This window comes from Ruegeria sp. G7, assembly GCF_056535465.1.
The window spans coordinates 3,323,751-3,342,145 of the sequence record NZ_JBQFIL010000001.1 but is presented as its reverse complement, the minus strand read 5'-3'; the positions used below and the strand labels follow the sequence as shown (position 1 = coordinate 3,342,145).

Here is an 18,395-nt window from a genome sequence, read left to right as displayed (position 1 = left end):
CGCCAGACCGGTCAGGTTTTCGGTCAGAACCGGGTTGCGCTTGTGCGGCATCGCGGATGAGCCCTTTTGACCTTTCGAGAAGAACTCTTCGGCCTCCAGCACCTCGGTGCGCTGCATGTGGCGCACCTCGATGGCGATGTTTTCGATGCTGCTGGCGATCACGCCCAACGTGGCAAAGAAGGCCGCGTGACGGTCGCGGGGGATGACTTGCGTGCTGATTGGCTCGGGCACCAGCCCCAGCTTGTCGCAGACGTGTTCCTCGACCTGAGGGTCGATATTGGCGAAGGTGCCAACCGCGCCGCTGATCGCGCCGGTGGCGATTTCCGCACGGGCATCGCGCATGCGGGACAGGTTGCGGTCCATCTCGGCGTAGAAACGGGCGAAGGTCAGGCCCATCGTGGTCGGCTCGGCGTGGATGCCGTGGCTGCGGCCGATGCGGACGGTTTCCTTGTGCTCGTAAGCGCGGCGTTTCAGGGCGGCCAGCAGACCTTCGAGATCGGCGATCAGAATGTCGGCGGCGCGGGTCAGCTGCACGTTGAAACAGGTGTCCAGCACATCCGAGCTGGTCATGCCCTGATGCACAAAGCGTGCCTCGTCGCTGCCCACATGCTCGGCCAGATGGGTGAGGAAGGCGATGACGTCATGTTTGGTGACGGCCTCGATCTCGTCGATGCGGGCCACGTCGAACTCAACATCCTTGGCTTTCCAGACGGCCTCGGCATTTTCGCGCGGGATCACGCCCAGATCGGCCATGGCGTCGCAGGCATGCGCCTCAATCTCGTACCAGATGCGGAACTTGGTCTCGGGCGACCAGATGGCGACCATGGGCGGGAATAGCGAATCATTGGCGGCAGCACCTTTTTGTGATTGGGATGAGGCGTTGGCGCGGGGTTTAGCCGCGCATTCAGATCGGAACAAGGCGCGAGTGCTGTTATGAGACGGTTTGCCCTGATTTTTCCCGCTCGGACCGGCAAGACGGGCGCTCGGCATGACAGCCCCGGCCCGATTATCAGAATTCGAGGGGCAGGGCGCTGACGCGCGTTATAAACGACAGCGCGGGGCAGGTGGTTCACGCCGACGGCAGCGCGGTTCTGCGACCTGAGGGCGACGGCTTGATCTATGACGAGACCGTCACGCTGCGTATCCCTGGGCAGCCCGAGATGACGGGAACGCGTCGATACCTGTGGCATCAGGCGGCGGGCCGGATCGCGATACATTTCGACGACGACCGGTATTTTCACGCGCTGCAACTGGGACAGGACCGGGCCGAGGATCATCATGATTGCCCGCCCGACAGCTATGATGCATTATACGACTTCTCGGGATGGCCGCGCTGGACGGTCCGCTGGTCGGTGTCGGGACCGCGAAAATCCTATGAAATGGAGACCAAATATACGCGGCGATAGCGTAATCATCTTGCAGCATCGGCCCGGAACGGGCATTGCTGCACTGCAAATAGGTCCGCAACTGGAGAAAACAAAATGAATGCGAACGTATTGGCCAACGCGATTGGCCCGCGCGAGGGGACGGCGCTGCGCGTCAAACAGGCTGTACTGGTTGTTCTGGGCATCGTTGCCCTGGCCGTTGCCGCCAAGATCAAAGTTCCGATGTGGCCGGTTCCGATCACCATGGGCACCTTTGCAGTGCTGACCATTGGCACCGCCTATGGCGCGCGTCTGGGTCTGGTCACCATGATGGGTTACCTGCTGGTTGGCGCGCTGGGCTTTGACGTGTTCGCAGGCTCTTCGGCTGAGAAATTCGGCCTGACATACATGATGGGCGGCACTGGCGGTTATCTGGTCGGGTATGTCCTCGCCACCTTGGCCCTGGGAACTCTGGCTGCGCGCGGCTGGGACCGTTCGGTTGGAAAACTGGCGCTGGCGCTGGTTCTGGCCAACGTACTGATCTATGTGCCCGGCCTGCTGTGGCTGGGTCAGCTGTATGGCTGGGACAAGCCGATCCTGGAATGGGGCCTGACACCGTTCCTGCTGGGTGATGCGATCAAGCTGGCGCTGGCCGCGCTGCTGATCCCCGCCGTGTGGAAGCTGGTGGGCAACGCCCGCGCCTGATCCACACCGGATCGTGACATCGAAACCCGCATCCGAGATACCTCGGGTGCGGGTTTTTTCGTGCCGGTTCAACGTCATGCTGGACAACCGCAACAATGAAGGTTCAATCTGATCCCCGAGACATCATCAGGTTATTGAGATATGCATATTCGATTGTTTTCAACATCTGCTCTTTGCGCAGCGCTTTGGGTTGCGGGTGGCGCCGCAGCAGACACGCCGGTGACCTACACCGACGATGGACGCGCTCTGTTTCGGTTTGAAGTGCCAGATTTCTGGGCCGTCCGCACGGGTGGTCCGCGCGAGATTGAAGATACCGAACTGGGCGATACCCGCGCCGTTACGCGCGTGATGGGGATCAGGCCGTTAACGGATGACAGCGTCTGGATGGGTTTTGTCTCACCCGCCGGGGTGGCCGATATTCAGGGCGGCATTCGGTATCTCGAGGATATCGACAAGTTTCTGGTCAACGCTCCTGCCATCACCAGCACCAGCGAAACCAGTATAGGTGGGCGTCCGGCGCGTGTGATCCGGGGGACTGGCAGGCGCGATGGGCGCGGGGTCAATTTCACCGCTGCTATCATTGATCTGCCAGGCGACCGCGTGGCCGTAGCGGTGTCAATCCTGCGCGACGGGGCTGATCCGGCATATGTAGATGATCTGAACGATGTCTTTGCATCGTTCCGACCCGTGCAGTGACGGAGGTTCGGATGACACGCAAATTGTTCAAACGCTCGGTCATTGCGCTCGGGCTTGGCGTTGCAACCCTTACGCTGAGCGCGTGTGACGGTGTTACGGTCGGGGTCGGATATGGGTATGACCCGTTCTACGACTCGATGCTTTGGAACGACTATTATCATGATCGCAACGTGAACGTTGACGTGGATATCAACCGTCCAGATCGGCCCGACCGCCCAAAGCCGCCGGTTTCGAAGCCGCCCCAGCGGCCAAAGCCGCCGATCGGGAAACCCCCGTCGCGTCCGCGCCCGCCCGTCGCGCGCCCCCCTGCAGCGCGCCCGCCGATCCATCGTCCGACACCCCGGCGACGTTGACCCACAGGGCTGCATACGCGGCCCTGACCCGGACCCGCCCGCGTGTTTTGAGCGAAAACTACCATCTGTGGTACTATTCCCTATGGGCGGGTCCGGCTGACGACCTGCAGGTTCAGATCAGCGCGTGAACCAGCGGCCCGCTCGATCCCAGTAAGATGGAGTCGACGATGCTGACTGAAGAACAGTTAAGAGCCATAGCCACAGCGTTCTGCGGTATACTTATTGTGCCTAATATCGGGTTTCCCAACCCGTATCGGATCAATCTGACCCCGCAGGCTCTGCCCGAGGATACCGTTGAAGAAATCGAAGAACGCATGGGCGAATTCGGCTTTGCCGGTCGCCCCGGCGGACCTTTCGGTAAAGATATCCGACGCGCGTATATAGAGGTCACCTACGATCAGCGCGGCTGCCATTACAGGATCACCGCCGTGGGACGCGTGAAACGCGGGCTTGGTGCGAATAGTCGTAGAGAGCGCCACCATACCGAATGGAAGGCGCTCTGAGTCGCGCGTTGCAGGGGCTACGACAGCAATTCGGTCGTGATCTGCGCTGATCCTTCCAGAGTGCGATGCACCGGGCATCTGTCGGCGATCTCCAGAAGTTTCGCCTTTTGCTCTGAATCGAGGGGACCTTCGAGCCGGATTTTCCGGCGGAACAGATCAACCTTGCCCGCATTTGCAAGGCCCGCGTCCTGTGCATGTACCTTATCGTGGCAGACATCCACGGCGATCCCGGTCAGGGGCCAGCGTTTGCGACGCGCATACATACGGATCGTCATCGAGGTGCAGGCCCCCAAGCCCGATGACACGAAGCCATAGGGTGACATGCCCCGATCGGTCCCGCCATAAGAGGCAGGTTCATCCGCCACCGCGTGATGACGTGGGCCGGACTGGATGTCCTGCAGAAAACCCGCAGGATCAGCCTCGGTCACCCGGACGACGCCTTCGGGTGCGCCCGGCGGCGGGGCAGGCGGACTGAGTTTGACATAGCGCGACACCCATGCCGCAATGACATCAGCGGCATATTCTGCGTCCGCAGCGCGTGTGATCAGGTGGTCGGCGTCATCAAGTGTAACAAAGCTTTTGGGGTGTTTTGCGGTCAGAAAGATGGTGCTGGCATTGTCGATACTGACGGTCTCATCGCGCGGGGCGTGCAGGATCAGCAGCGCGGCCTTCAACTCGGCGATGGCGGTGTTCAGCGCCGCCTCCGAGATGTCGTCGACAAAGGCTTTGCCGATGCGGAACGGGCGTCCGCCCAGCGAAACCTCGGCGCTGCCTTCGGCCTCGATCTCGGGCAAGGCAGCTTCGAAGTGATGGGATACATGGCCGGGATCAGCAGGAGCACCCAGTGTCACCACGGCCTTGACCGAAGGAATGCCAGCGCGCACGCAGCACCGCAGCCCCACCCAGCGAATGCCCGATCAACAAAGCGGGGGCCATATCGCGCCCGGCCAGATACTGCGCCGCCGCGATCAGATCTTCGACATTCGAGGTGAATGTGGTGTTCGCGAACTCCCCTCCAGAATGACCCAGCCCGGTAAAGTCAAAGCGCAGCACAGCGATGCCCATGGCCGCAAGGCGCGCCGAGATGCGCCGTGCCGCCGGGATATCCTTGGAGCAGGTAAAGCAATGTGCAAACAGGGCTGTTGCCAGAACGGGCCCGTCCGGCAGGTCAAGGCGCGCGGCCAATTGGCTGCCGTCGTGACCGGCAAAGGTAATGCGTTCGGTGGCCATGGGTATTCCTTGGTGTTGGGACCGGGCCAATACTGTGTCCTAGCGCAGGTTCTCTCAACCCCTATGTCAGAAGCGTCACGGTAAGGTGAGGATTTGACATTTTAGCTTTGTGGCTGACCGAGAGATTGCAGTTTTTGTATCATGTTTGGTGATGTTAAGTTCAAAAAACATTCATTTTAATAATCTATCGATAGAACTCAAGTTATATTCAGCCAAGAGACGTGAAACGGAGGTTTTCATGGCATACGCACCGAATATATCGTCCAGATCAACACTGCATCCGGGGATCATTGCTGCGCTTTTGCTTGCGGGTGCAGTTGGTTTTGCGCTTGGGCAGAGCTGGCCGGTTATGGAGCTTTCTCAAGGCGCTGTGACCGCACCAGAGGACTGGCACGGCAATGTCAAACGGTCGGATTGGGGCCGGAACGGTTCGTTTTAGCCCAAGCCCATCAGTTGTGTGTCAAAGGGGTACTTGGTCAGGTTCTCATACCCGTCCTCGGTGATCAGAACCTGATCTTCCAGCTTGATCGAGAAATCCCCACCGACTTCGCCCACGGCGGCTTCGACGCACAGGACCATGCCGGGTTCGAGAGGATAATCATACGCCCCTCGACGGCCTTGTCGGGATAGGCGACCAGCGGCCATTCATCACACAGGCCCACCCCATGCATCAGGCAACCATATTTCTGAGCCTGAAACTTTTCGTCCAGACGATGTGCATTCGCGGTTAGTTCCGGGATCATGACACCGGGTTTCAACATCTCCATGTTCGTCATGATGTGTTCATGCGCATGCTGCATCGCGTAGATCATGTCCGGGCGCGGCTTCTGATCGCCGATCCACCAGGTGCGTGAGATATCGACGCAAATGCCGTACGAGCCGATCAGATCGGTATCAAAGGCAATAATCTCGTTCTGTCGCGTGATCCGGGGGCCGCATTCCTGAAACCAGGGGTTGGTCCTCGGCCCCGATGCCAGCAGTCGTGTTTCGATCCATTCACCGCCACGCCGGATGTTCTCGGCGTGCAAAACGGCCCAGATGTCATCCTCGGATGTTTTCCCGTCGCCGACATTGGCGCGGGCAAAGCGCTCCATTTCCGCCACGGCCGTTTCGCAAGCGTGGCTGGCGCAGCGCATGGCAAGGATTTCGTCTGGCCCTTTGATGGCGCGGGTTTTTTCGGTGAGTTCTTCACCTTCCATGACGTCGAAGCCCTGCGCCTCGAGCGCGCGCAGCCCGTGCAGCATGATCTTGTCCACGCCCAGCCGCATATTGCCACCGCCATGTTCGTTGATCAGCGCCCGCACCTCGTTCGAGAACACATCAGCGGCGATGTCGATCTTGTCGCCGCGGTCGAAATAGAACAGGTCCGCACCCGAGCGTTGCTCACGTACCAGCGGGTTGAATGTCGTCAGGAAAGGTGAGTTCTTATAATCCCAGATCACCATATATCCGTCGGCACAGACCAGTACCGCCCGAAACGGGTTGTGGGTGTTCCACAGCTGCATATTGGTGCTGTCGGTGGCATAGCGGATGTTCAGCGGGTCAAAAAGCAGTACTCCACCCCAATTCCGATCGACGATGCCCTGCGTCAGTCGTTCCCATCGAAATCTGCGCATCTGCTCCAGGTTCGGAAGCGTCAGCCCGGTGGCCGCCCATTCGCCGAAGGCCAGCTGAGTCGGCCCGATCTCGATCCGGTCATTGTCGTTGGGGGTGCCATCCCCAAGGGTGGCGCCTTTGGTCGGGTCGATTTTGCGGCTATCGCGATAGGGGCTGTTCACGGCTGGGCCTTTCTGCATGTCAGACCAGCCTGCAAAGCGCGCAACGCGGCGTCTTGAAAATTTGCGACCGCAAGCGGGTCGCTTTTTGACCGACAGCGCAGGGAGGGGCTGCTATGGCTTGGTCATGACGGTGATTTTACAGCAAGATATCCCTTACGACCCGCTGGCCCCGAACCCTTTGCCGGGTATCCGACCCGCCGACCCTGACACTTGGCTGCACCGGGACGACGCTTTTGCGGCACAGATGCAAAAGCGGGCGGAGCTTCTGGCCAACCGCAAGCCCGAGGTTCTGGCGCAAAGCCCCGCGGCCTTGGAACCGGCGCAAGAGCTGCTGGATCTGGTTCTGAAACAGACCTATCCGGGCGGCTCTGATCTGGTGCGCCGACCCGACGGTGTTCAGGTCACGCTGGACAGGTCGCGGCCGCTGGAAACGCTGTGCCAATTGGTGCAGGAGGATTTCTGTATTCTGCAGAAGCAAGACGACGAGCATATGTTGACGGGTGCAATCCTGTGCTTCCCGGCCAGTTGGTCCTTGTCCGAGAAATTCATGCGCCCGCTGGTTGCGATACATCAGCCGGTGGACACTTACGACGCCAATATCGCGCGGCGGGTGCAACGGTTGTTTGATGGCATCCAGCCCGGTCGCCCGCTGTGGCGGTTCAACGCGTTGTGGTATCACGATGCCGAACTGTTCCAGCCCCGCAGCATGCATCAGCGCCGCGACCCGCGCGACAGGGGCACGGCCCAATATCTGCGCAGCGAGCGCCAGACTCTTCTGCGCTTGCCCGAGACGCGGGCCGTCGTCTTTGCAATCCACACTTATGTTTTGCCGGCCAGCCGCTTCCGAGAAACGGAAGACCCCGCCTGACGGCGGGGCCTCCTAGGAGGGTCTTGGGTCGTTTCTTTAGATGCCAAAGACGCTGGCCACCTCGGCAAAGGCGTTGGTTGAATGCAATCCGAAGATGGCCATGGTGAACGCCAGCACCTGTGTATTCAGGCGAAAGTCCTCTCCGCGGATCAGATTGACAGCCGCCAGAGAGATCGCGATGGGTGCCGAGACACTGGCGACAGCACCTGTCATCCCCCAGCTTGTGAGTCTGAGGATATCGCTGGGCCGTTCGCTGGTTTCGGCAATCTGGTCCGGATCATTCGCGGGCGGTGGCACCTCTGTTTCAGTGCGAAAGGCGATGCTGAGCAGCTGTTCATCGCTCAACTGGATTGGGCGGGCGGCTTGCACTTTGGGGGCGGGCGCGGGTTCATCGAAATCCGAGAGGCTGAGCCCCGCAAACGGACCGCTGATGGCTTCGAAAATCTGCTTGCGATCTCGCGGTTTACGCGGAGCAATTGAATCGAACGCACTCATGAATTGCTCTACTGTCAGAACCGTTTTCGGCGACAACCATTCGACGCGTTGGGTCGAACAGATATCCACCATCCGATAAAGAATGACGACAAGCATCAGTTCAGAGATTTCAGTGTCATCCAGCAGGGAAGAGACCGGGCAGATTGTTATTGCCAACCGGTTTTCTGGCAGCGTTACAACGGGGCGATCCATGGTCTGCAATCCCGCCGCACGGTCCATCCGCTGGTGATGGGACCCTTCAGCTTCGTCCTGGGTCGCGTCCAGTGTCAGACGCACTAGGTACTGGCTGGTGACAATGCTCGTCTCGTTGGCGCTGAGGTCGGTTTTGCGTTCGATCAGGTGGCCGTAGTCCTGAAGCGTTGTGGTAACGACCTCGCAGAACCGTTCGAGCGCGCCGTCTGCAGGGCCATCAAACTGCAGGCCACCATGATACATCAGCTTTGCGGTCACAACGTGTTCCTTTGCCGTAGTCATTCTCAGCCCAGATTAACGGGCGATGTGGGGCAAATTTTGGCAATGCGGGAGAAAAGTCAGAAATTTCCGACATTGATTACGCTTTGGAAACCAAGAAACTAAAGGGTCCGGTTAATGTCTGTGGCAGGAATGTGGCTGAAATCGGGTTCGCCTATGTCAGAGCTTGGGCGCGGTCAGTTGTCGATTCGCCATGCCATGATTGCGATGGATTGCTGATAGACTGACGCGGCGTTCCACTGTTGGATCACCGCGAAATTCGGCTCTCCGGGCTGGTAGCCTTTTCCTGGCTTCCACCCTTTCTTGCGAAGAAAATTTGCGGTCGATGCCAGTGCATCGGTCATGTTGTAAAAGTCGACCTGACGGTCCCCGGTGGCGTCAACGCCATAAGTCAGGGCATTGCCGGGCAGGAACTGCGTGTGGCCCAGCTCGCCATGTTTTGCCCCTTTTGTCGCCATTGTGATGCTGCCCCGATCAACCAGTTTCAGCGCCCCGATGGCATGCGGGATAAAGAAGTCGGACCGTCGACAATCATAGGCCAAAGTGGTGATTGCTGAAACAACCGGGCTGTCGCCCATGAAGTTCCCGAACCCGGTTTCCATACCATGGATGGCAATCAGAACGCCGGCGGGCACCCCATATTGGCGTTCGAGCGCCGCGTAGAATTGGGGGTTGCGGGCTTTGCGCTTGCGCCCCTGTGCGACAATCGTATTCGCGCCCCTTACCTGCATGAACTTGTCGAGCGAGTATCTGAAGCTTTTCTGATTGCGATCCGCCGCAATGGTTCGCGTTTCGTATCTGGTCTGAGCCAGCGCCTGCAGCCCTTTTTTCACACCCGCGCGTTTGGCCTGTTTTGCAAAATCCTGTTTCCAGGCATCGAACCCGGCGCTGGTATTGCCGCATGGGGCAGCGATCGCAAGGTTCGGGCTGATCAGTGCGAGTGTAAGAAGGAAAAGGCGAAGCATGATGAGGTCCAACATACAAAAATGAAAGGTTAATAAAGGTCCAATTCCCCAGCGGCTTTCAGGCTTTCGAACCATTCATCCGGGGTTTTGTCGATATTGGCGTGTTTGACCATCATCGCATTCATATTGGGCAGGCCGGAGGAGTCTGGCCAGGCCTCGGGCTGCCACAGGTTCGCGCGGACGACGCATTTGGGGCAGTGCGCAAAGACCGTCTGGACGCGGATCATCAGTGCCAGCTTGGGTGCCTGCGCGTTGACAGCCATCGACTTTAGAAGGTCAGGGTCGGCGCATATCCGGGCGGTGCCCCGCAGACGCAGCGTCTCCATCTTGCCGGGAACAAAGAAAATCACGCTGACTCGGGTCCTGCAGAACATTGTGAAACGTATCCACGCGCTTGTTGCCAGGGCGATCCGGGATCGCGATCAAGGTGTCAGAGAGCACCCGAACGAAACCCGCGGGATCACCGCGCGGTGAAATATCAAGGTGTCCGGACGGATTGGCCGATGCAATCAGACAAAATGGCGAGGTCGCGATGAAATCACGACACATCTGATCCAGCGCGGGCACTTCCTTGGCGATGATTTGCGGCAGGGGCGCGCCTGTGATGCGCTCGAGCTCTTCTGTGGTGGTCACGAAGTTCGAGAATTCAGCGTCCATGCGATCTCCTCCTGCGGAGCAGTGTGGAAGATCGTGTCAAATGAAACAAGGGCGTCCGATTGGACGCCCTTGCAAGAATTTTCGTCGAAAATTCTGGATCAGCAGCTGTAGTACAGACCGTATTCTACAGGGTGCGGAGTGTGCTCGTAGGTTTCGACCTCTTCCATCTTCAGTGCGATGTAGCCGTCGATCTGGTCTTTGGTGAACACGTCGCCCTGCAGCAGGAAGTCGTGATCGGATGCCAGAGCTTCCAGAGCCTCACGCAAGCTGCCGCAAACGGTCGGGATGTCGGCCAGTTCTTCGGCAGGCAGATCGTACAGGTTCTTGTCCATGGCTTCGCCCGGATCGATCTTGTTCTTGATGCCGTCCAGACCTGCCATCAGCAGCGCGGCAAACGCCAGATAGGGGTTCGCTGCCGGATCGGGGAAGCGAGCCTCGACGCGCTTGGCTTTCGGGCTTTCGGTCCACGGAATACGGACACAACCCGAACGGTTGCGGGCCGAGTAGGCGCGCAGAACGGGGGCCTCAAAACCGGGGATCAGACGCTTGTAGCTGTTGGTCGCCGGGTTGGTGAAGGCGTTCAGCGTTTTGGCGTGCTTCAGGATGCCACCGATGAAGTACAGCGCTTCGTCCGACAGATCGGCGTATTTGTCGCCAGCGAACAAAGGCTTGCCATCTTTCCAGATGGACATGTTCACGTGCATGCCGGTGCCGTTGTCACCTGCGATCGGCTTCGGCATGAAAGTAGCCGATTTTCCGTAGGCGTGTGCAACGTTGTGGATGACGTACTTGTACTTCTGCAACTCGTCGGCCTGCTTGGTCAGGCTGTCGAAGATCAGACCCAGTTCGTGCTGACAGGACGCGACCTCGTGGTGGTGTTTGTCCACTTTCATGCCCAGACGCTTCATGGTCGACAGCATTTCCGAACGCAGGTCCTGGCTTTCGTCAATCGGGTTGACCGGGAAGTAGCCGCCCTTGACGCCAGGGCGGTGGCCCATGTTGCCCATTTCGTATTCGGTGTCGGTGTTCCACGACGCGTCGGTCGCATCAACTTCGTAAGATACCTTGTTGATACTGTTCGAGAAACGGACATCATCGAACAGGAAGAACTCGGCCTCGGGGCCCATATAGGCGACGTCGCCGATACCGGACGCTTTCAGGTAGGCTTCGGCCTTCTGCGCTGTACCACGGGGATCGCGCTCGTAGGCCTCGCCGGTGTCGGGCTCAACAACCGAGCAGTGCAGGCAGATGGTTTTTTCTGCGTAGAACGGATCGACATAGGCGCTGTCGGTGTCGGGCATCAACTTCATGTCGGATGCTTCGATCGACTTCCAGCCCGCGATGGACGAGCCGTCGAACATAAAGCCCTCTTCCAGAAAGTCTTCGTCGACCTGATCGGCCATGATCGTCACGTGCTGAAGCTTGCCGCGCGGATCGGTAAAGCGGATGTCGACGTAATCTGCGTCTTCGTCCCGGATCAGCTGAAGAACTGCGTCCTTGCTCATTCTCTTGTTTCCTCTGATTTGAAGATGATACGTTACAGGGCTTCCGAACCGGACTCGCCGGTACGGATGCGAATGGCTTGTTCGACGGGCGAGACAAAGATTTTGCCATCCCCGATCTTGTCGGTCTTTGCGGCACCGACGATGGCCTCGATCGCGGCGTCGACCTGGTCGTCATCCAGCACGACTTCGACCTTCACCTTGGGCAGGAAGTCGACAACATACTCTGCACCACGATACAGTTCGGTGTGACCTTTCTGGCGACCGAAACCCTTCACCTCGATCACGCTGAGGCCCTGAATGCCCACATCCTGCAGCGCCTCTTTCACTTCGTCCAGTTTGAACGGTTTGATGATCGCTTCGATCTTTTTCATTCCGGGTCACCTTGCATGGTTGTCTGGACCGCACTGATCACGTCTGGGATTGTGCAGCAATCCGATTACTGTATTGCTTGGAAAGAGGTGCGCGGAATATGTGCGAAAGATTAATTTTTGAACTCTTTGCATAAATAGTAATCAAAACTGAATCGCGTGAGGATTTGGGATGACAGAATTGCTGACCGCTGCACAGATGCGCGCTTGTGAGCGTGCGGCGATTGACGCGGGCGAGGTGACCGGGCTTGAACTGATGGAACGAGCCGGGCGGGGCGTTTTGGATGCGATTTTCGAGGAATGGCCGGAGCTGGCGCAAAGCGACGGTCGCGCGACGGTGTTGTGCGGGCCGGGGAACAATGGTGGCGACGGTTTCGTCGTGGCGCGCTTGCTGAAAGACCTGGGCTGGGCGGTTGAGGTCATTCTTTACGGTGATCCGGCCAAGCTGCCGCCGGATGCCAGGGTCAACTATGAACGTTGGGCCGGACCCACATTAAACCCGACGGACCCGATTAGCCCGCAGGCGCAGCACCCCGACCTTTCGATCGACGCACTGTTCGGCACTGGTTTGGCGCGGCCAATCGATGACCCGGTGTTGTGGGAGCATCTTTGGCTGCACGATGATGCGGCCGATGCGTGGGACATGCGAGAGAATGGGGCAGGCAATCAGATCACGGCTCCGCGAACGGTGGCCATTGACCTGCCATCGGGGCTGTGCTCGGATTCGGGGAAAGTGCTGGGTGGTGCATTTCCTCAGCACGGGCGCCGATGTGCGCGCTCTGCTTTGACGGTTTCATTTCATGCACGTAAGCTTGGGCATGTCTTGGCGGACGGGCCAGCGATGTGTGGCCGGTTGGTCGTCAAAGACATTGGGCTAAACCATGGCTCGGACGATGCAGAAATTGCGCGCTCTGCCAAACGCCCGACCGGTTCGATCCTCGGCAAGACCGAACACGATCATAAATATGCGCATGGCCACGCGTTCCTCCTTGCGGGGGGTATGGGGAAGACCGGTGCTGCCCGCCTTGCTGCGCGGGGCGCTTTGCGGATCGGGGCGGGCTTGGTGTCGCTTGGCGTGCTGCCTTCGGCGCAGATGGAGGTTGCCAGCCACATCACGGCATTGATGATGCAGCGCGTCGAGGATGCTGACGGCCTTGCAGAGATCTTGGCGGACGCTCGCTTGAATGCGCTTTGCCTGGGACCCGGTCTGGGGCTGGAGCGTGCGCGAACACTGGTTCCGGTCGCCCTGGCCGCGCAGAGGCCCACTGTTCTGGACGCAGATGCATTAACCGCGTTCGCCGACGATCCGCAGAGCTTGTTTGGGCGGTTGCACGCTCTTTGCGTATTAACCCCGCATGCGGGCGAATTCGCGCGCCTATTTCCTGATATTGCGGAAAAGATGAAGGCCGTCGCGGATATCGGGCCGGGGTATTCAAAAGTCGATGCAACCCGCGCCGCGGCGCGGCGCGCAGGGTGCATCGTGCTTTTCAAAGGGGCCGATACGGTCATCGCTGCGCCGGATGGGCGCGTCTTTGTGAATGCCGCCATGTACGAGCGGGCGGCACCGTGGCTTGCCACTGCGGGCTCTGGCGATGTGCTGGCCGGGTTTGTCACGGGTTTACTTGCACGCGGGCAAGCGCCGATCGATGCGGCCACCGCAGCTGCGTGGCTACATGTCGAGTGCGCGCGGCTGTTTGGATCTGGGCTGATCGCGGAAGACCTGCCTGAGCAAATGCCCATATTATTCAAACAACTTGATATTTAATTATTTTGTGAAAAGAATGTTCTGGCACGTAGGGTGCCAAAACCACATGTGTGGCTGGTTTGCCCAAGGTGTCTCGCGGCTATCTGCTGGACCAAGGGCGCGGTGGCGAAATCTGTAACAGGTAAGTCGACCGCACGGCGCAGGCCTGACCCTTGACCGACATATGACCGCCTGCATTTCAACTGCCGCGTTTCGGGCCGAGCGCGAAATGCGGAATTTTGATGGTGATCGATATGGCGCACATATTCCAACGTTCTACGGTGGCTACATTTCTGGTCGCGACTACCGCGATGCCGGCTTTGGCCGAACTGAAATATGAAAACAACTCGGGCGGCTATGTGCTGCTGTACGGACAGTTGCACCCGGCGATCGTGTCGGTAGATGACGGAGCCGAGACCGAGACGCGGCTGCTGGACAATGACCTGTCCAACAGTCGGGTGGGTCTTCGATTGATGCAGCCTTATGGTGCCAATGAGTTTATGTTCCGCTTTGAAACCGGCCTGGGTTTGCCGAGCACAGGAACGGCCAATCAGGACGGAACCAACGCGGATGGTTGGTCACGGGAAGACATCCGCCATGTCGATTTCTCTTTGGCGGGTGCATATGGCCGGTTTTCAGCCGGGCAGGGCAGTATGGCCTCGGATGGTGCTGCTGAAACGGATCTGTCTTATGTCGGAACAGCCCTGTATTCCTTCACCAACGACGAAAACGGCGCGTTTTTCTATCGTGGCTCGGATGGTGTGCTGAGCGATATCACGGTGGGCGATTCAGCAAGCAACTTCGATGGTGCGCGCCGCGGGCGCATCCGCTACGATACGCCGGATTTCAATGGGTTCTCGGCAGCGATTGCCTATGGTCAGAACATCCTGTCCAGCAGCGATGACGATGACTACTACGACATCGCTTTGTCGTACGGCAACACTTTCGCCAATGGAGTCGAGTTCGCCGCGAGCCTCGCCTACGCAGTGCGCGACTTTGACGACGGATCGGGCGAGCGGAGGGATACGATCGGGTCGGCCTCGGTCCTCTTGCCAAGCGGTTTCAGCGTCACGGCTGCGTTGGGATCGCGTGATGACACGGCTGCTGGCGCAAGCGATCCGGACTATTGGTATGCGAAACTGGCTTACGAAGCCGACTGGGTGGCCTGGGGCAAGACAGGCATTGGTATCGACTATTTCGATGGGTCGGATTTTGAGAACGCCGGCTCCAGCACCAAGTCATGGGGCATTGCCGTTGTGCAGCGGATCGACAGCATCAACACAGACGCCTATCTGAAATATCGCAACCATGATTTTGACGACACCATCGACTTCGACGAGAACGAGGCGTGGGTTCTGGGCGCGCGCTGGAGGTTCTGAGCCTGCGTCCTCTGCGAAGTTTGCGCATCCTCTGCAGCCGGGGCGTTTTTTGTTCAAATCGGCGGCAAAACAAGACCGATAAGGGCATTGCCCCCTTGCACGTAGGGGGCTGGGCAAATAGAAGGCGTCAAATTTGCCCGGCGCGCCCGTTTTGCGCGCCCCGAATCCTATGGGGACTACCATAATGCAGGTTACCGAGACGCTGAACGAAGGTCTGAAACGCGGTTACAACATCGTCGTTACCGCAGCCGAGCTGGACGACAAGGTCAACGAGAAACTGACCGAAGCGCAGCCGGAAATCGAAATGAAGGGTTTCCGCAAAGGCAAGGTGCCGATGGCGCTGCTGAAAAAGCAGTTCGGCCAGCGTCTGTTGGGCGAAGCCATGCAGGAAACCATCGACGGTGCGATGAACAAGCACTTTGAAGACAGCGGTGACCGCCCTGCGCTGCAGCCTGAGGTCAAGATGACCAACGAGGACTGGAAAGAAGGCGACGACGTTGAGGTCGCAATGTCCTATGAGGCGCTGCCTGAAATCCCGGAAGTTGACCTGAAATCGGTCGAGCTGGAAAAGCTGGTCGTCAAAGCCGACGATGCAGCCGTCGAAGAAGCGCTGGGCAATCTGGCCGAGACCGCTCAGAACTTCAAATCGCGTCGCAAAGGGTCCAAGGCGAAAGACGGCGACCAGATCGTATTCGACTTTGTGGGCAAGGTTGACGGCGAAGAGTTCGAAGGCGGTTCTGCGGAAGACTATCCGCTGGTTCTGGGCTCGAACAGCTTCATCCCAGGCTTTGAAGAGCAGCTGGTTGGTGTGAAAGCTGAGGAAGAAAAGACGTCAACGTCACCTTCCCCGAAGAATACGGGGCCGAGCACCTGGCCGGCAAAGACGCCGTATTCACCTGCACCATCAAAGAGGTGAAGGAACCCGTTGCAGCCGAGATCGACGACGAGCTGGCCAAGAAATTTGGCGCCGAGGATCTGGACGGGTTGAAGGCGCAAATTGCTGAACGTCTGGAAGCCGAGTACGCTGGCGCGTCGCGCGCGGTGATGAAGCGCGGCCTGCTGGATGCACTGGATGTGAAAGTAACCTTTGACCTGCCGCCGTCGCTGGTGGAAGCAGAAGCCAAACAGATTGCACACCAGCTGTGGCACGAGGAAAACCCGGATGTGGAAGGCCACGACCACGATCCGATCGAGCCCACCGACGAGCACAACAAACTGGCCGAACGCCGCGTGCGTCTGGGCCTGCTTCTGGCCGAACTTGGTCAGAAGGCAGAAGTTGAAGTGTCGGATGCAGAGATGACGCAGGCGATCATGAACCAGGCACGCCAGTACCCGGGCCAGGAACGCCAGTTCTTTGAGTTCGTGCAGCAGAATGCCCAGATGCAGCAGCAACTGCGCGCACCGATCTTCGAAGACAAGGTCGTCGATTACGTGTTCGAACTGGCGCAGGTCACCGACAAAGAGGTCAGCAAAGACGACCTGCAAAAAGCCGTGGAAGCGCTGGAAGAGGAATAATCCTCTTCCTTCCCCGCAAGGGGGCCACAAAAAAGCGGAGCCGTCTGGAAATAGGACGGCTCCGCATGGGTGGCTTTGTACTATGAGGTGAGGGGGTCAGGCCTCATGAGCAAAAGCACGGGGGGTCTGTAACAGAGCGGTCTTTTGCTCTGTGGTGAACGTATCTGACAGGGCCTCGATCAGTTTCAGCACTGCCTGCCGTTCTTCTTCCGTTTTTGCCGCACTCATCTGCTCGACAAAGTACTTCTCGAGATCTGTGAGCGGCTTGTGGTCTCGGTTCGCCGGGCTGAGCTTTTCGGCCTTCTTGGCTTCGAACATTTCCAGCGCAGCATCTTCGTCGATAAAGACATCGTGGTGGATGTCTGCAAAATCACGCAATCCGGAAATCCGTTCCTCGCTGCAATCAAGCAGGGCTGCCATGGCCGGAACTTTGCCCATCGGAACGGTCTCGCCGACATAGTCGTACGGCGCACAGTTCGACCGTTTCAGAACACGGTTCATGACCGGGTCGATGACGGTGATGATGTCCTGGATACCTGCGTTGCGGCAATATTCCAGTGATCCGATCATCAACTCACAGGTCGCATAAGAGACCGAGTTTTCTCTTTCCCGCGTGTCAAGCGCTGCGTGTCGACGCAGAAGCGCGTGGATTCCCACATGGTCGCACTGCGCATCGGCGCCTCGCCGCAAAGAATATCCGAGAACACATCCGATAGCATGTGCGGCCCGGTGGTCTGCAATGCACGTACTGCGGCCACGACGTTCCCCTCATCGTCGAGACCGATTACGTATGCAGGATCCAGATGGTCGAACTGGTCGATTTCTTTGCCGTCTTCAATGTGAACGTCCCATCCAAGACGTCCGCCAAAAACACGGGCGCGCAGTTCGAACATATCGTCAAGAACTTCGGTGAACAGATGTCTGTTCAGCCCATCAACTACCAAAATCATTGTAACCCCCTTCGAGTGATCTGTCTGTGGATAAGACGTTACTCGGATTTCAGGGCGAATCTATTGGGGGTTTCCCGTAATCTGGGCTTTTTTGGGTCAGATTTTGGCAGAATTTTGCTTTAGCCCGGGTAGATTAGCCCGATTCCAATCGCGCGGCCCACGGCCTGCGGCGTTGTGAGTGCATTAAGCTTTTCGCGCGAAGAGCGCAAGTGGACCTCAACCGTTCGGTGTGAAATCGACAGAATGTCACCAATATCCTGTTGCGATTTGCCTGCAGCGGCCCATTGCAAAATCTCAAGTTCGCGACTTGAGAGCGTCGGGTGGTACAACATCCGACTGATGGTGTCCGATGTCATCACGTTGTCATGAATGTGGACAGCCAGAGACTGCAGATCGCTGATCACATTTGGCACAAGCTTTTTCCATTCCTCGCGGCTGCAATCGCGGGTCGCACTGAGCAAGCCGATGTCACCATATGGGCCGCGTACAGGAATGGTAACGCCCTGATCCGGGATGCCGAAATCATGCGCGTCACGAAACACGCGCTGGAAATCCTTGCCGCGTTCAAGGCGGCTCCAGTCGACGGGCGCGATGCTGCGTTGGCTCATGTGCAGGGTCGGGTCGATCAGGTGCAGGCCTTGCTCCTGATAGTGGTTTTTCCAGTCATCGCCATAGGTCACATGGCCATGGATCGTACCCGCTGCAGGGTTCATGCCAGCATAGGCTGCGTGGTCCATCTCGTATTTGTCACAGACCTGGCGCAGGAACTCATCATAGCGAGAGTCCTGTTCGGGAAGGGTGCTGAGATCAACAATATCCATACGGTAACGACCAGCTAGACCCGAGTGA

At 58.4% G+C, this 18,395-nt stretch carries 17 protein-coding genes and 4 pseudogenes; 10 read left to right on the top strand and 11 right to left on the bottom strand.

All coding sequences use genetic code 11. The features are described 5' to 3' along the window. Positions 1–825 (bottom strand): adenylosuccinate lyase (purB, locus tag ACR3EN_RS16805; RefSeq protein ID WP_480918449.1); only part of this gene is annotated, 825 nt, incomplete at its 3' end. A gap of 239 nt (positions 826–1,064) precedes the next feature. Between purB and ACR3EN_RS16800 the strand changes: the two genes are divergently transcribed. The 5 genes from ACR3EN_RS16800 to ACR3EN_RS16780 all read left to right on the top strand — a co-directional run bounded on the left by ACR3EN_RS16800 (position 1,065) and on the right by ACR3EN_RS16780 (position 3,621). After that, entirely contained in the window at positions 1,065–1,406 is a 342-nt protein-coding gene (locus ACR3EN_RS16800) for a DUF6314 family protein (protein WP_480918448.1), read from the top strand. A 75-nt stretch (positions 1,407–1,481) separates the two neighbouring features. Then, on the top strand, positions 1,482–2,069 hold the full coding sequence (locus ACR3EN_RS16795; RefSeq protein WP_480857254.1) for a biotin transporter BioY: 588 nt from the start codon (positions 1,482–1,484) through the stop codon (positions 2,067–2,069). 219 nt (positions 2,070–2,288) lie between these two features. Continuing rightward, on the top strand, positions 2,289–2,765 hold the full coding sequence (locus ACR3EN_RS16790) for a hypothetical protein (protein ID WP_480819638.1): 477 nt from the start codon (positions 2,289–2,291) through the stop codon (positions 2,763–2,765). 11 nt (positions 2,766–2,776) lie between these two features. Continuing rightward, complete coding sequence (locus ACR3EN_RS16785; protein ID WP_480819639.1) at positions 2,777–3,118, top strand: hypothetical protein; 342 nt, start codon at positions 2,777–2,779, stop codon at positions 3,116–3,118. Between the two features lie 167 nt (positions 3,119–3,285). Beyond that, positions 3,286–3,621, top strand: a complete 336-nt coding sequence (locus ACR3EN_RS16780) for a hypothetical protein (protein ID WP_480819640.1) — start codon at positions 3,286–3,288, stop codon at positions 3,619–3,621. A gap of 17 nt (positions 3,622–3,638) precedes the next feature. Here the strand turns inward: ACR3EN_RS16780 and ACR3EN_RS16775 are convergent. Then, a pseudogene (locus ACR3EN_RS16775) lies at positions 3,639–4,851 on the bottom strand (bifunctional alpha/beta hydrolase/OsmC family protein). Positions 4,852–5,089: 238 nt separating this feature from the next. On the opposite strand from ACR3EN_RS16775, the gene ACR3EN_RS16770 reads away from it, so the two are divergent. After that, complete coding sequence (locus tag ACR3EN_RS16770; protein WP_480819642.1) at positions 5,090–5,290, top strand: hypothetical protein; 201 nt, start codon at positions 5,090–5,092, stop codon at positions 5,288–5,290. Here the strand turns inward: ACR3EN_RS16770 and dddP are convergent. After that, positions 5,287–6,629: pseudogene (gene dddP / locus ACR3EN_RS16765) on the bottom strand (dimethylsulfonioproprionate lyase DddP). The gene ACR3EN_RS16770 and the pseudogene dddP sit on opposite strands and share 4 nt — an antisense overlap. A gap of 124 nt (positions 6,630–6,753) precedes the next feature. Between dddP and ACR3EN_RS16760 the strand changes: the two are divergent. After that, entirely contained in the window at positions 6,754–7,497 is a 744-nt protein-coding gene (locus ACR3EN_RS16760; RefSeq protein WP_480819643.1) for a heme-dependent oxidative N-demethylase family protein, read from the top strand. A 36-nt stretch (positions 7,498–7,533) separates the two neighbouring features. Here ACR3EN_RS16760 and ACR3EN_RS16755 read toward each other — a convergent pair whose 3' ends face one another. From ACR3EN_RS16755 to ACR3EN_RS16730, 6 genes are all read right to left on the bottom strand, one after another. After that, complete coding sequence (locus ACR3EN_RS16755) at positions 7,534–8,466, bottom strand: hypothetical protein (protein WP_480819644.1); 933 nt, start codon at positions 8,464–8,466, stop codon at positions 7,534–7,536. Positions 8,467–8,639: 173 nt separating this feature from the next. Further along, positions 8,640–9,428 (bottom strand): lytic murein transglycosylase, encoded by a 789-nt coding sequence (locus ACR3EN_RS16750; protein WP_480918447.1) that lies wholly within the window; start codon positions 9,426–9,428, stop codon positions 8,640–8,642. A gap of 29 nt (positions 9,429–9,457) precedes the next feature. Then, on the bottom strand, positions 9,458–9,691 hold the full coding sequence (locus tag ACR3EN_RS16745) for a PNPOx family protein (RefSeq protein ID WP_480918446.1): 234 nt from the start codon (positions 9,689–9,691) through the stop codon (positions 9,458–9,460). A 13-nt stretch (positions 9,692–9,704) separates the two neighbouring features. After that, positions 9,705–10,085 carry a pyridoxamine 5'-phosphate oxidase family protein gene (locus tag ACR3EN_RS16740; RefSeq protein WP_480918445.1) on the bottom strand — a complete coding sequence of 127 codons (381 nt, stop codon included), beginning with the start codon at positions 10,083–10,085 and terminating at the stop codon, positions 9,705–9,707. A 98-nt stretch (positions 10,086–10,183) separates the two neighbouring features. Continuing rightward, positions 10,184–11,590: a type I glutamate--ammonia ligase gene (gene glnA / locus ACR3EN_RS16735; RefSeq protein ID WP_480819647.1), complete on the bottom strand. Its 1,407-nt coding sequence runs from the start codon at positions 11,588–11,590 to the stop codon at positions 10,184–10,186. A 32-nt stretch (positions 11,591–11,622) separates the two neighbouring features. Continuing rightward, positions 11,623–11,961, bottom strand: a complete 339-nt coding sequence (locus tag ACR3EN_RS16730; RefSeq protein WP_480819648.1) for a P-II family nitrogen regulator — start codon at positions 11,959–11,961, stop codon at positions 11,623–11,625. A gap of 169 nt (positions 11,962–12,130) precedes the next feature. Between ACR3EN_RS16730 and ACR3EN_RS16725 the strand changes: the two genes are divergently transcribed. From ACR3EN_RS16725 to tig, 3 genes and pseudogenes are all read left to right on the top strand, one after another. Beyond that, positions 12,131–13,723 (top strand): NAD(P)H-hydrate dehydratase, encoded by a 1,593-nt coding sequence (locus ACR3EN_RS16725; protein WP_480819649.1) that lies wholly within the window; start codon positions 12,131–12,133, stop codon positions 13,721–13,723. Between the two features lie 233 nt (positions 13,724–13,956). Continuing rightward, on the top strand, positions 13,957–15,081 hold the full coding sequence (locus ACR3EN_RS16720; protein WP_480819650.1) for a porin: 1,125 nt from the start codon (positions 13,957–13,959) through the stop codon (positions 15,079–15,081). Between the two features lie 184 nt (positions 15,082–15,265). Further along, a pseudogene (gene tig, locus ACR3EN_RS16715) lies at positions 15,266–16,596 on the top strand (trigger factor). 96 nt (positions 16,597–16,692) lie between these two features. On the opposite strand, the pseudogene ACR3EN_RS16710 reads toward tig, so the two are convergent. Then, positions 16,693–17,546 (bottom strand): annotated as a pseudogene (locus tag ACR3EN_RS16710) (acyl-homoserine-lactone synthase). Positions 17,547–17,665: 119 nt separating this feature from the next. Further along, the gene (locus ACR3EN_RS16705; RefSeq protein WP_480819653.1) at positions 17,666–18,367 is read right to left on the bottom strand and encodes an autoinducer binding domain-containing protein; all 702 of its coding nucleotides are present in this window, start codon (positions 18,365–18,367) and stop codon (positions 17,666–17,668) included. Positions 18,368–18,395 lie beyond the last annotated feature (28 nt).